This is a genomic window from Glutamicibacter sp. AOP12-B1-11 (genome assembly GCF_052379245.1).
Lineage (GTDB): Bacteria > Actinomycetota > Actinomycetes > Actinomycetales > Micrococcaceae > Glutamicibacter.
The window spans coordinates 1-13,624 of record NZ_JBQSYL010000051.1 but is presented as its reverse complement, the minus strand read 5'-3'; the positions used below and the strand labels follow the sequence as shown (position 1 = coordinate 13,624).

10 protein-coding genes are annotated in these 13,624 nt (G+C 53.9%); 9 read left to right on the top strand and 1 reads right to left on the bottom strand.

Annotated features, from left to right (window positions below; translation table 11 throughout):
* From ACT3UQ_RS19010 to ACT3UQ_RS18995, 4 genes are all read left to right on the top strand, one after another.
* Window positions 1–213: hypothetical protein (locus ACT3UQ_RS19010; RefSeq protein WP_444637732.1), on the top strand; the 213-nt coding region annotated here is incomplete at its 5' end.
* Between the two features lie 21 nt (window positions 214–234).
* The gene (locus tag ACT3UQ_RS19005) at window positions 235–717 is read left to right on the top strand and encodes a hypothetical protein (protein ID WP_444637730.1); all 483 of its coding nucleotides are present in this window, start codon (window positions 235–237) and stop codon (window positions 715–717) included.
* 859 nt (window positions 718–1,576) lie between these two features.
* Window positions 1,577–2,569: a DUF4192 family protein gene (locus ACT3UQ_RS19000; RefSeq protein WP_443459654.1), complete on the top strand. Its 993-nt coding sequence runs from the start codon at window positions 1,577–1,579 to the stop codon at window positions 2,567–2,569.
* Window positions 2,570–2,676: 107 nt separating this feature from the next.
* Window positions 2,677–3,060, top strand: a complete 384-nt coding sequence (locus ACT3UQ_RS18995) for a hypothetical protein (protein ID WP_443459653.1) — start codon at window positions 2,677–2,679, stop codon at window positions 3,058–3,060.
* Window positions 3,061–3,168: 108 nt separating this feature from the next.
* On the opposite strand, the gene ACT3UQ_RS18990 is transcribed toward ACT3UQ_RS18995, so the two are convergent.
* Complete coding sequence (locus ACT3UQ_RS18990; protein WP_444637729.1) at window positions 3,169–3,690, bottom strand: hypothetical protein; 522 nt, start codon at window positions 3,688–3,690, stop codon at window positions 3,169–3,171.
* A 441-nt stretch (window positions 3,691–4,131) separates the two neighbouring features.
* Here ACT3UQ_RS18990 and mobF point away from each other — a divergent pair, with 441 nt between their 5' ends.
* The 5 genes from mobF to ACT3UQ_RS18965 all read left to right on the top strand — a co-directional run bounded on the left by mobF (window position 4,132) and on the right by ACT3UQ_RS18965 (window position 13,543).
* Complete coding sequence (mobF, locus tag ACT3UQ_RS18985) at window positions 4,132–8,460, top strand: MobF family relaxase (protein ID WP_444637734.1); 4,329 nt, start codon at window positions 4,132–4,134, stop codon at window positions 8,458–8,460.
* Window positions 8,461–8,692: 232 nt separating this feature from the next.
* Window positions 8,693–9,415: a hypothetical protein gene (locus ACT3UQ_RS18980; RefSeq protein ID WP_444637728.1), complete on the top strand. Its 723-nt coding sequence runs from the start codon at window positions 8,693–8,695 to the stop codon at window positions 9,413–9,415.
* A 127-nt stretch (window positions 9,416–9,542) separates the two neighbouring features.
* Window positions 9,543–9,821 (top strand): hypothetical protein, encoded by a 279-nt coding sequence (locus ACT3UQ_RS18975; protein ID WP_444637727.1) that lies wholly within the window; start codon window positions 9,543–9,545, stop codon window positions 9,819–9,821.
* An 82-nt stretch (window positions 9,822–9,903) separates the two neighbouring features.
* The gene (locus ACT3UQ_RS18970) at window positions 9,904–11,733 is read left to right on the top strand and encodes a hypothetical protein (protein WP_444637726.1); all 1,830 of its coding nucleotides are present in this window, start codon (window positions 9,904–9,906) and stop codon (window positions 11,731–11,733) included.
* Between the two features lie 34 nt (window positions 11,734–11,767).
* A complete protein-coding gene (locus ACT3UQ_RS18965; protein WP_444637724.1) occupies window positions 11,768–13,543 on the top strand; it encodes a PIN domain-containing protein in 1,776 nt (591 codons plus the stop codon).
* The last annotated feature ends 81 nt before the right edge of the window (window positions 13,544–13,624 follow it).

The following is a 13,624-nucleotide window of genomic DNA, read 5'->3' as shown; positions in this document are numbered from 1 at the left end:
GCTCAAGAGTGGCCTAGTTTCGAAGAAATTTCGAAAAACCTCAGCAGTGCTGAACTAGAGCTCATCGAGTCCGGTGTACCAGCGATCATTTACCAAGAGGTTGAAACTGGGGAAATCATCACGGTCGAAAAATGGGTTCAGAGCAGAACCGACTTTGCACATCAGTCCCCATGGTTCGTTGCCACGGAACAACCAATTAACGGCTTAGAATGATGGATCCGTGTAAGGGTGCGTGTGAAAGTTCCAAAGATAGCGAACGATAGAACTGCTTCGCCTTGGTGGGCGAAACTATTGGGCGTGGTCATCTTTGCGGTAATAGTTGGATCTTATTTTCCGTCAATGCTGAGTGGCTCCACGCAGCCTATTCTTATTGCCTTCGTGGTGATTGGAACCTACGTTTCCATTGGGGTGATCGTTTCATTCAGCTTTATAGGCGTGAAGGACAAGCACGTTTCTCTTGGGTTGTTCCCTTTTGGGGTGAGACGTTTTTCCTATCCGAAGATTTCAAGGGTCGAATATGTTGAGCATGTGGACACTTCGGATTATCTCGGCGGTGGGTGGAAGCTGGGGCAGGACCGTTCCACTGTCATCTTATGGAAATCCGGTCCAGCGTTAGAGATTAAACTGACGAGCGGAAAAAGATACATAGTTCAAAGTGATGGAGCCGCGATGCTGGTTGAAGTAACAAAGAAAAAGATCGCCACGAGTGGCTCGTGAAAACATCAGCGTTATGAAGAACCTCATGGGGTTCCCCGCTACGGGACGGACTTTGACTTGATTCCGTCGGCAAGCTGAAATCCAGTTGCTATCTGGTTCCGCTCGCCCTTAGCGTACGATTTTTCCGTTTTCTGCGGGACCCCTAGGTGTCCCGCAGAGGGTTCCCTTTATGGGACGGACTTTGAATTGATTCCGTCGGCAAGCTGCTGTCCAGTTGCCATTTGGTTCCGCTCGCCCTTAGCGTACGATTTTTTCCGTTTTCTGCGGCGAGCCCAAGGTCAAATACTTGGCACGCGGTAAGTTCCTGGATGAATCTGGTTTGCATCCGTCATCTCGATCACGCCGTTCATTCTGCTTGCGTCGTTTCTGGTTTGTTTGGTCAGAGGTTTTTCGTATCGCCGAACGCTGAGGCAAATAAGTGAAAAGAGCTACTTAGGCCGTCTGAGGAGGGCGGCGAGGCTGAGCTAAAAGGGTTCCGCTCGCCGCCCTGATTTTTCACTTTACCTTGTTATTCATTTTCCAGTCACGGGCGTCCGCTGGCGCGGCCGGCTGTGGACCGGACTTCGTCCGGTCTTCTTTTCTGTTTTTTGCTGCTGTCCTTCGGAGTGTACGGTCCACCTCCAAACCCACAAGCCACTCGCTGCGCTTCGGGCGTGCTGCACCCAGAAATTCTTGGGACCGCGCTCCTTCGTCGCTTATTCCGGCCAAAGATTTTCGTGGATTTCGCACCCCTGACGGGTTGATGGGTTTTGCGGCTGGCCCCGCTTCATTGCATTTCGCCAGCAGGCAAAAACAACTGGGGGAGGACTTGGGGCGGTGGCTGGCAACACGTCCCCCTCACCTCTTGAAAGGACACACCATGTCTCACGCAAAAATCACCAACCAGACCGACCTCGTCGCGCACTTGATCTCCGCTCTGGGCTTCACCCCGGCCTCTTCCGTAGCGTTGCAACTGCTGGAGGGCGAAAAGGCGTTTGCCTCACTGCGCGTGGATGTCGCCTCACCCGGTGACACCACCGCGTGGGCTCATCAAGTCACCGGCATCGTGCAGCGCCTTGAACAAGTTACCGGCGTCATTCTAGTCAGCTTCGAGGACGACAAGGCCATGACTGCTGGCCAGTATGAGGAACTGGGCGATCAGCTGGCACATATTGGAGCGCCGATCCGTAGAGCAGTCCTCGTCTCCAATGGCATGGTCATGGACTATGAGGGCGATGGCACCGACGCGGAAGATTGGGATACAGTTCAAATCTCACCTGTGGGGTTGGAAGCGCACTTTGCGCGTACCAAACCTGCCATGCGCATGGCAGACATTCCCGCCTATGATGACCGGCTCGATCATGAAGCGGAAGAGCTAGCCGGTGACCTGCAGGGTTTCGACTTCGACGTATCGGAGAACCGCGAACGTCTGCGAGCCGAGTTCACCGGGCTGGTCACCGAATACCAAGCGCACGGACGCGTTACTGACCCAATGGTGATCTGGGTTGCCGGAGCGATGCGTCAGAAATCCACGCGTGACCTTGTGGCAGTGGTGACCGCTACCGCTGACATGTCTTTGGAATCGATCACGAACGTGTTGCTCGGAGAAACAATCGTGGAAGATCGGGAGTTCTTCGACCATGCCGTCGAGATGCTTTACCGGTGCGCCCACTACGTCAGCGGTGAACCGTTCGCGAATATCCTGTGCTTGCTCGGGTGGGCTTGCTGGATGACCGGGCAGGGGAGCGAAGCGCAGAAGTTCCTCCTCCGGGCCGGGGATGAATGCCCCGGGCATCGGTTGAGTGAACTACTGACCCTGCTGGTCACTCAAGGCAAGGTTCCAGCCACCGCACTGGTTGACCCCAACAACTAAAACTCAAGTCTCAGAATGTTTAAAAGGTGGGTGACCGGACCGGTCGCCCACCTTTTACCTGTGTCCAAGAGAGAATAGAACCAAGAGCGACGCGAAGGAGACCCCTCTTGGCAGCAGATTTTATCCGAGCAACACAGCACACCGAGTACGACCAGCAGATCACCTTCCCGGAAGATGCCCAGAAATCGGCGGCGGCCTCCGCCGCCAGCTACCCCGGCCGCGCTGAAACCTCGCCACCGTGGGAAGCCGCGGACAGCTTCACCCACGAAAACGAAACCTACACCCTGTGGCGTCTCTACCCGGGCGAAGAAGCACCCGAACCAATCACCCCGCACCGAACAGCGACCGCAGAACTGCCCACACAGACCGGGCAAGTGATCCGCCAAGTGCAAGCCATAGCGCGCACCAGCCAACTGATTCATGTGGCATGGACCGATGACGCGGGCGAGATCCTTGGCGCGTGGTGCCCAGCGCGCAGCGTCATCTTCTAAACATCATTGACCGGGTTACCTCACGCAGGTAGCTACCGTTCTCCACAACTCTCGAATGAGACCCGAACAATTTGGGCGGACATCGCAAGGGTCTTCGCCCGGCAGGATTTACTTGGCCGCGCTCGAGACGGAATACCTCGGAGCTGTTTTCTCGATCTCTGAATTCTCGGTCTCTGAATTCGTCGACGCCGAATTCTTCAGTGATGAATCATCGATGTCCCCTGTGGTGGACTTTTCTTCCTGTGCTAAAGGCGCCGCGGGAAGATAGTTTTTGAGTTCGGTCGCACTCAACCCGAGCCGTTCACCGAGAGCTTTCTTCGATTCACCCGTGCCGAGCATCTGCTTCACCACCAACGCCGCAGCAACACGCGCCTTATCCTTCTTCTGCTCTGCCGCGGCTTCAAGTTCGGTGATCTTCTTCGCTGTTTCTTCGTCAATCTTCGCGAGCTGATCCTCGTGGACGAAGAACCCCGCCGCCAGCTCGATCAGCTCTTCATTGCGGCGGGTGATCTCTTCAGCCTTCGCACGTGCTTTCTCCCTCGCGGCCAATGCGGCAGAGGACTTTCGTGGCTTACTCATCAAAACACTTCTTCCTTCACCATCTACAACAACAATTTTGCGAGGGGACACCCCTCGCGCACCCCGGCCAAAAGCGATAACGGACTTCGCTGACGCTCAGACTCTGCACTGCGTGGAGTTTCCCACCTGTGGACGGCCATGAGATCGCAAAACATCTCCACCCGCCCACACGTGGAAAACTCCACGCACGGTTTTACACAAGAGACTTACCCGGGCACAGCTGCGACCCTATCAAACCCACCTTGGCCACACCTGCACACAGCGAAGATCGCAGGTGTAAAACCGCACCAAAAGAAAAAGTTCTGATGGTCAGATCAATCTTCCTTCCCGTGTGCTCCTCATCCTCGTCCCTCAGCTGAACACGTCCAGTCGACTTTGCGAAACGGTCAACGACCTCCGGCCAGTATTTTTACCCGATTCTCAAAGATTTGATCTGCCACACCTCTTGCATCCTCGATAACTTTGGTAAGGATTGCTAGAATCGTGTGTGTGATGACCCTGCATAAGCTCAGCGCAGGGGACGGGTATCAGTACTACACCCGTGAAGTCGCCTCTGCCGATGAGCTGCGCACAGCAGGCCGGGCTTTGGGGGATTACTACACCGTCACCGGCCACCCGCCAGGCATCTGGGGCGGGCGCGGAGCGAAGAATCTAGGCGTGTCCGGCGCGGTGACTGAAGAGCAGATGGAACTGCTCTACGGACTGGGGCAGCACCCCCTTGCGGGGCAGATTGACCCTCAGAGTGGTGCGAAGATTGAGGCGAAGCTCGGCCAGCGATACAAGCGTTTCGACCAGTTCGATGCGGCACTGACGAAGAAGATCACCACAGCCATGGGTGACTTCACACGCCTTAAGCACCGCGAACCTAATGCTGATGAACGCCGCATCATCCGCGCCAAAGCCGGCGGACAGCACTTCCACCAATTGCATGGACGCAAGCCAAAGAATAAGGAAGAGCTCTCCCAGTTCATCTCCCGTCAGACCCATAAAGGGTCTAACGCGGTCGCCGGATACGACATGGTGTTCTCCCCGTCAAAGAGCATCTCCTACCTCTGGGGTGTGAGTGACCGTAAGGTCCAAGCCGCCATTGAGAAGGCACATCATGCGGCGATTGAAGACGCGATGGCGTACCTGGAAACCAACGCCACGTTCACCCGGCGCGGGAAGAACGGGGTCCGCTCCGAAGACGTCGACGGCGGGCTGATCTACACGTCATTCCGGCACTACGACTCACGCGATGGGGACCCGCAGCTGCACGATCACATCGTGGTGTCCAACAAAGTTCTGGGCATGGATGGCAAATGGAGCGCCCTGGACGGGACGGTATTGCATAAGTACGCGGTGTCCGCGTCCGAGCATTACAACGCCAAAGTGATGCAGTACGTCTGTAAAGAACTGGGAGCATCCCCGGTCAGCCGGGCGGTGGAGGGCAAGCGTCCGATCATCGAAATCGGCGGCGTGCCGGTGGCCGCGATCGAAGCGGCTTCCTCACGCCGGAGCAGCATTAAAGCGAACCTTGCACAGCTGGTCACTGATTTTGAAGAGCGCCACGGACGCGCCCCGAATGCGAAACAGCTGATCAAACTTTCCCAGCAAGCCACCTTGGAAACCCGTGCAGTGAAGAAGAAAGGCCGTTCTCTGTCTGAGCTCACCGGGCACTGGCAGTCCAAGTTCAGCGCTACTGAAGGCGCCCTGGTAGGCGATGACTTGTTCACCGTGGTGCGCGCCTATTCCAAAACCCAGAACCCGAACTACGACCTGGTGGACGTCCTGCCCGCTGAGCAGATCGAGACCTTAGCTCAGTCGACGATCACCCGTCTGGAACAGAGCCGGTCCACGTGGACGACGGCGCATGTGGAAGCCGAAGTGCGCCGACAACTCACCCACGAGTACCAAGCACAACCCGTCGCAGACAGCATCATCGTTCAGATCCGGGCCGCTGCTTTGGACTCCTTGAGCCTGAAAGTCACCCCTGATCTGCCCATCCCAGCAGCCGTTCCCGGGGCGGTGACTGCCGTGCACCGGTACCAGAAACCCCACGCCGCCCTCTACACTTCCGAGACCATTCTGGAAGCTGAACATACCGCGGTGCAGGCCGCCCGCACCGATGTCATTCCTGCGGTGACGCAGGGTGAATTCACCCGCGTCCTGGAGAACTTCGACGGCCGGCTGAACGCCCAACAGATTGCGCTGGCTCAAGAATTCTCCTGCAGTTCCAAGCTGCTGGCGGCCGGGATCGGGCCGGCCGGCACCGGCAAAACCACCTCCATGCGCCTGGCCGTCACCGCGATGCAGCACGCCGGCCATCATGTCGTCGCCGTTGCTCCGTCAGCTAAAGCAGCCTCCCTATTAGGCAGCGAAGTCGGTGCGGAAGCGATGACCGTTGATCGGCTGTTGCGTGCACCGGACAAGCTGAACCCCGGCGACGTTGTTCTGGTTGACGAGGCTGGGATGCTTGGCACCCCGCAGTTCGTGACCCTCATCCTGCAAGCGAAAAAGCGCGGTGCACTGGTGCGGGCCATCGGCGATGACAAGCAACTTTCCGCGGTCGGAGCCGGCGGACTGCTGCGCCTGCTGAACGCGGAAGAGCAGCTGGTGAACTTGGAGGAGATCCACCGTTTCCGCAACATCGATGGCACCGCGAACCTTGAAGAAGCCGCCGCCTCCCTGGCGCTGCGTGAAGCACCAGCTGTGGGTAAAGATGACCCGTGGGCGTACTACCGCGCCGAAGGCAAAATCCAAGCCGGGTCCGTGGAGCACATGGCTGACCATGTTTTTGCTGCGTGGCAGAAAGATACCAACGAGGGACTGAAATCCCTCATGCTCGCCGGAACCAATACGCAAGTTGATCGTTTGAACCAGAAGGCCCAAGCCTACCGACTGCACCATGGCCAGCTTGATGATGCTCAGTCGCTGTCGGGTCGGAACAATACGCAGATCTATGCTGGCGATGTCATCTTGACGAAGAACAATGACCGCCGGATCAGTGTCCACCAGGGCAAAGACTTCGTGAAAAATAACGATGCCTGGGTTGTTGAAGGCATTGAAGAAGGCAACCTGCTGGCACGCCATCAGCAGCATCAAGGACTCGCAGTCATCCCCGCTGCCTATGCGGAAAAGCATGTGATCCTTGGTTATGCCGACACCGTGCACACTGCCCAAGGCGCCACTGTTGATACGGCCCACGCTCTGCTCACCAACCAGAGCGATCGTGCCGGAGCATATGTGGCGACCAGCCGCGGAAAATATGACAACCAGATCTATGTGGGACTGGCAGATAATGAGCGCCCCGATGAAGTACTGAAGGGCATTGCTGAACGTACTGACCTGAACATCACCGCACACGAGTCGATCACCCGCGAACACGATCAGGCACGGGACCTTAACGGGCTGGGAGAGATCTACCGGGATCTGGCGGATCAAGCGCGGGACGCACGCTTTGAGCAGATCTTCCGCACCGTCGTCGGCGATCGTGCCGACCCTTTCCTTGCCGATCCAGCGTGGGGCGCTGTCACCCACCATCTTCAGGACGCGGAAACCCGTGGGATTAAGCTTGAAACGCTGCTGGCTGATGCCTACCACCAGCGCGAATTCGCTAATGCCGACCAGCCAGCAGCAGTGCTGGCCTGGCGCATGGAACCCCTACTGGAAAACCGTGCAGAAACACTTGCCAGCGAGAGCCGTACATTGCGCGACGTAGCCACCGAGCACTTGGAAGAGCTTGAACGCCGAGCTACTGCGCGAGCAGACGTTCTGGCTGTTCCTTACCGGGAGACTGCCACACAGCAGGCCACTAAGGAAGGCTTCAGCGCATACACGCGCCGGTTGTATGGCCACTTGACCGATGACGCACTAGCCAACCGGGCCAAAGACACCAGCGATGAGTTGCTGCGCCAGGTCCCATCGGATCCGGAGAACAACGAAAAACTGTTGTCCTGGTCGCTGGACAAGCTGCGCGAAGAGCAACATCGACGGACAGAAATGCCAGAGCTGCTGCGGCAAGCAGAAATTCTGGACCGTAGCCATGATCTGCACAGCATCGCCGCCGGCACGGTTCTGGAACGTATCAGCCGGGAGCTGGAACTGCGCGAGCTCGAACAGTCAACCCTTCAACCAGCGCATACACGCAATGAACTGGGGGAATGGTACGCACCCACTGCCGAGCTGCACGATCCTCGCACCCCGGACGCGTGGAAGCAGCAGCTGATCGGGTACCGGAATGTGCTGGATACCGAGCACCAGCGGGTCGGCGCGGATCTGGCGCAGAATCCGCCCGTCTGGCTGGAAGCATTGGGTCCCGTGCCGGGATGCAGCGACCGGGCCGAAGAATGGCGCCGGGTCGCGGCCGAAGTCGCGGCCTACCGTCGCACTTACAACATCGCTGACTCAGAACCAGCACTACTACCCAAAACACACCTGAAGAAGAGTGACGTGGCGCAGAATCTGCGTCACCGCGCGGCTGCGCTGCATAAGCATTCGGAACTGACCGCGCGTGCGCCGATGCCAGAGGAAGCTAAAGAAGAGATGGCACAGCAGAAGAATGATCAAGCCAACACTACGCTCAGCCCTACGAGCGCTGAAGCGAAACTTGCCCAGCTGCGCCGACTCAGCCATGGTACTACGCAACCCACGACAGAACAGGAGAACACCGTGACGGCAGAGTTCGAGCATGAAATGAGCGGTAAGAAACCAACCCCAGCAGCGGAGTCGCTGCTGGAAAAACTGCGCAGGAACCGCACCGAACTGCAAAGTGAGCAAAAGGACCAAGTGCGTGATGAGGAGCAGCGTCGGAAATGGCCGCAAGGGCCGACTCTTCGATAGTCATTTCTCATTGACACAATGGTTGGCTTATCCAAACCTTTGTGTCGTGAGAGTGACGATATCGCAGGAAACCACCGAGCCTAATCGTTGATCATCAGTGGCTGGGATTGACGGAGAGCCCTATCGCTTAGTGAAACGAGAGGATCTACTGAAAAACCTCTCATTCCGGAAGATGATCAACGGGGCACCGCGAGGATTTCTGCTTGATCTGATACTCAGGGATGATGAGTAGGTGGCTAGTTCTTCTTCGACGACAAAAATCATCTCAGCACTGCACCTTTCGCGTATGCAGCCTTATCTCGAAGCGACTGCGCAGAACCAGGTAAAAGCTCTTCAGCTGTACCGATGGAACCTTGAGCTAACTGCAGCCACCCAAGCTGTGCTTGGTGTCATGGAAGTAGTTCTACGTAATGCCATGGACCGCGAGCTGCAATTGTGGAATTCGTCGAATGAAGGGGGAACGAGCTGGTTATTGGAATCACCGGCCTCACCTCTGCGCAGCCTGACAGCGGGTAAACGTGGCTCGGCGTTATCCAGGGCTCAGAAGGAATCCGGGGCTCGTCACGCGAGTCATCCTCGCTTCGCGGCTCAAGTTACGCACGACGATGTACTGGCTCAAATGATGTTCGGGGTGTGGAAGGATCTTTTGCCGAACCATGCGCTCAACGCCGGAAACAATCAAACTAATGACAATCGTCAGCGTATGTGGGAAGAATGCTTGATCAAAGCGTTCCCACATGTCGTAGACCCAGACGGCTCCACTACTTATTGGAGAGTCGTCAAAATGCACAAGTTGAGAAATCGGGTTTCACACATGGAACCACTGCTGAAATTGGATGTAGCAGAGCAACTAAAAGATGCCTTCAGAATTATCCGAAGCATTGACCATGATGTTGCAAACTGGGTATCGGGTACCAATAAGGTGCCTGAAGTTTTGAGGAAGCGTCCGGTTTAAATGGAAAAGCCTACAGGCGATGATGTCCCGTAGACTTCCAAATTTCATGATGGGGGACCTTGTCCCCACCTTCTGTACCTAACACTCTACTACCAGTAGTGCCCAGCGGCAAATGGTTCTGAATACCATGGGCATTTCGATCCTGCCGCCAGAATTACCGGCTGGCTGCCAAGTTGCAACAGTTACTTTGGGTTTTCAGTTCCCGCTTCAGCAAACGACTGACTTAACAATTTATATTGCTCCTAATTCCGTGGTTACCTTTTACGGTTGGATATTTTTCACCCCGGTTAGTTTTCTCCCTAACCGCAGTCTGAAGAGAATTATTGGAAAATCGTGGGGTCGATTTGTTTTGGCCGGTTACCTGATGCTCTCCGTTGCTCATAGTTCAAGAATCTACTTGGTGTAAGCGGCAACATAGTTTCCGTAGGGAATCGATGGGCGATATGATGGTGAGTCTGTTTGACTGTCGCACATGACCTGAAGAGTTTATGGAACCCACTACTACGCTCGCTACTGGTCTAGTTAAGGCGATGCTGCCTCTCGGAATCACACCTGTAAAAGACTTCGTGTCACAAAAGACGAGGATCCGACGGGTCAGTTCAGCAGCGGTTAGAGATGCCAAAAAGCGAAAAATTGGCATCACGAAACGGTCGTTGCGATCCTGGTTGCGACGTGAAGACACGCAAGAGTCGTTGCTTCATGGGGTTCCAAATGCAGGAGACGCGTCAATCAAATATCTTTGTTGGTTGATTTCTGGATCTAGTGAAGACAAAACGTCAGAAGCTATTGCCATCTACAAATTGGTGATTTTTCATTTTTTAAAGTCCCATTCTGGACCTGAAGCTTCCGCATTAGGGACTCAACAGCTGTCTTCGCAAGCGATAGCTTTCAAATCCGAAATAACTAAAGAAATTGTCAACACGCGCAATGAAGTGATCAAGAAGCTAAGAGAGCCTGAAAACCTCGAGAAAGACATGCAAGCATTGCATCCTTGGCGGGCAGAGCAAGCGGTCAGAATCGCGACCGTATGGGACCGCCTTTCAGAAGTTGTGCAGTCTTTATCTGTTTCAGTCCAGCCAGGAAAGACAGTAGAAGAATGGGCTAAAGACCAACCACGGAATTTCGGTGATGCTCCGGCTGAGTTCTGGTGCTGGCTTGGACTAATCGCAGAAGACTATAAAGCAATGAAGGCTGCACGAATTCTTACTGAACGTGGCATTAAAGAGGGAGTTGAAAACTCTGATTACTGGCGTGCCCGTCTTGTGATGCGTATAGACGGATCTACTGAAAGCGGATTATCTGAAATCAGGAATATTGTTGCTACCAGCAGTAGCGTGCATCCTCTGGCCTTCTCTTATCTCGCTATGGCAGAAGGCAAGTATTCCGATGCATTGGGGATGCTTGATCGGTGGGATGTGGAAAGTGCCGAAGACGAAGCAATCCACAGTTTGCTTCGATCGGCTTGTTTAGGGGCAACTCTCGGTCTTAACAGCAATATTACGGAGCTTAGTGCGGCCTATATGCGTGACGGCATGGCAGATACACTGGGACTTCGTCTTGCCGAGGCTCTGCTTTCCAGAGGGCATTTTAGTAAGAGTCTTGATCCGCTGGCTGATTTTATTGAGGCAGCGGAGATCGCTAAACGTGTAAGGGATTTCCGAAGAACATGGCGCGGTGACAGCGTGGCGGCAGCCTTAACTGCGATCAAGGGCGCCGTGCTAAGCCACGACGTTGATCATGCCTGGCGGCTTACTCAACTTCCTTCAGACGGTGAGGCATCAGTCAACGAAGCCAATGATTACCGTATGCGATTCGAAACTGCTGTTCTTGCCTTGTGTATGGGAGACCTACCTCAAGCAGAAAACTTGGCTACGAAATTAAAAAGTAAGCACCTTAGCGCATATATTGCAGGCGAAATTTCCCAGAAGAATGATGACAAAAATTCAGCAATTGAATATTGGAATACTGCATGGGATGAAGCTCCGGATGATTTCGCTCGCCTGAGGACTGCCCATGTGATTGCATTCCATGGGTATCCGCTTCCTGAACTAGTCGGGTTGGCTGATAGGCATCCAGAGTCGGTTAAGTCTATAGAGAATCTCCATAAGGTTATGTCGAAAACTGACGATGGCCTACTTGCATTGCGCACTCGTTCAACTGAATCAAAGGAAATTGCTTTTTACCTCTCTGAACGACTTGTGGCAGCGAACAAGTATTTGGAAGCAGCAGAATTGCAGGAAGACTCGGCTACGCGCTGGAATTCATTGCAATTTATGTTGATGGCTGCACACAGTTACTTTCGGGCAAAAAAAATATAGAGCAGCAGCACAGAGCGCTTCGAAAGCTAAAACGATGGCTGGGGATCAGGTCATCGGACAAGTTGAGGCTCTGCGCATAAGCCTTAGCGCGCATGAAGCTCTGGGCGAGTATGAAGAGTCTTTAGTCATCGCCCGCCGCCTCGTACAACTTGAACAAAAAAATACAGGTAATCGATGGTTCCTTATTAAATGCCTAGTTCGCGATGGTGAGCATGCCGACGCTTGGACAACACTATCTAGCGGTGACGAGCTAATCGATCCACGGGAAAAGGACGAAGCTAAGCTGTGGATTTCACTTCTATCAAAGTATTCCACCGATCCTAAATGGATTACCCATGCCCTGCGAGTTATGCGCTCCATCAATGATCCAGAAGTAACCGCAGCATTCTTACCCCACCTGATAACAGCGCAAGGCTCGTACGAGAACGCTCCGAAGACTCTGACTCAAGAAATAAATGCTGAAATTCAGCATTTTTCTGATGAATATCCGACACATTCATCTTTTCGGGTATACAAGGGTTCCACCGAAGATACTCTCGAACAAATATCGCTACATTTGAAAGAACGGGAGGAAGATCCCGGTCGAATAGCGTTCCTCGATGGAATCTCAAATGGCGATTTTCCCGTGGGATGCGCGACAATAATAACTGGGAAAAGCCATGCTGAACTGGTCATTCTCCGAGTCTCAGGTTTAGTTCGCTCTCACGATACACAAACCGCGAAGGAAAACGCAGAGAGTGTTAAGCGGGCTAGAGGAAAACACGTAATTCTCGATACTTCCGCTGCAGTGACAATAGGTTTACTTGACGAGGAAACGCGGCTTGCCCTGTGCGGTGAATTCAGCGTGATAAAAAGTACAGCAGCGGAGTATCGCGATGCTCTCCACGCACAAGAGTCGCTCGATGGAAAAGCTAGTCTAAATTCTGGGTGGAGTAGAAGCCAGCAGAGGTTGGTCATAAACCAAATCACTGAGGACGAGGCAAAACGATATGCGCTTCGTGCGCAAAAAACACTTCAAATTTTGAAGGCAACACGCCGTCGATCTTGGGATTCGATCAAGCATCTAGGAGCTGTTTCGCAACTTGGCCCGTGGACTCTGACCGTTGATTTCGCTCTCGAACAGAAGGTTTCGCTCTGGTGTGACGACGTTGCTGTTCAAAAATTAGCGAGAGCCTTTGGGGTTTCGACATTTGGAACGGCCGACCTGCTTAGAGAGCTGAGTGATGCGGGTGCTATAGACAGGAACATTGCCCGGCTAGCAGAGTCAGTTCTCATCTCCAACTATCATGTCGATCTAGGGTTCAACCATGAAATTATGGTTTTGTCGGCAGAGCTTGACTCGTGGAGGCCCGCTGGAGCAGCCGCAGCTCTGTCGAGAGCAGGGGCATGGACTGTACCTGATCACGCAATTGATTTTTTCCATATTGCTGCAGCGAAAACTGCTGAGGCGGACCCTGGCGCTCTCAGTGGCTGGGTAGAATGTGCCGCCCGAGGAGTTATGGCGGCGGTCGATAACGATGCGCTTAAGTCCTCAAAAAATATTCGCGTACTACTTCATAAATGCATGACGAGTTTGTGGTACAAAGAGTCGCATCTGTTCTTTATTCTTAGAGGAATCAGAAATGCTATCGATGACTGGGGTGATGTTGAAGACCCTTTGCCACAAACTCTTGGAGAACTGCATCAGAATTTTATCGATGAATATGGTGAAGTGTTAGCCAAGAGTTTCTTGCTCTTGCATGTGAAAAATCTTGATGAAAGAGATAAGAATTTAGCTGCCAGAATCATTCTTACGCGAACTCGAGATTAGTCCAACGCTTATTCTAAGGATTGAGTTCCTAATACTGCTATATGCAAATTACGAATGAAGTCGTCGAGTACTCACTAACCA

Coding starts and splice junctions, on each gene's coding strand:
- mobF (WP_444637734.1), top strand. CDS start 4,132: ATGACCCTGCATAAGCTCAGCGCAGGGGACGGGTATCAGTACTACACC.
- ACT3UQ_RS18965 (WP_444637724.1), top strand. CDS start 11,768: ATGGCTGGGGATCAGGTCATCGGACAAGTTGAGGCTCTGCGCATAAGC.
- ACT3UQ_RS18970 (WP_444637726.1), top strand. CDS start 9,904: ATGGAACCCACTACTACGCTCGCTACTGGTCTAGTTAAGGCGATGCTG.
- ACT3UQ_RS19000 (WP_443459654.1), top strand. CDS start 1,577: ATGTCTCACGCAAAAATCACCAACCAGACCGACCTCGTCGCGCACTTG.
- ACT3UQ_RS18975 (WP_444637727.1), top strand. CDS start 9,543: ATGGGCATTTCGATCCTGCCGCCAGAATTACCGGCTGGCTGCCAAGTT.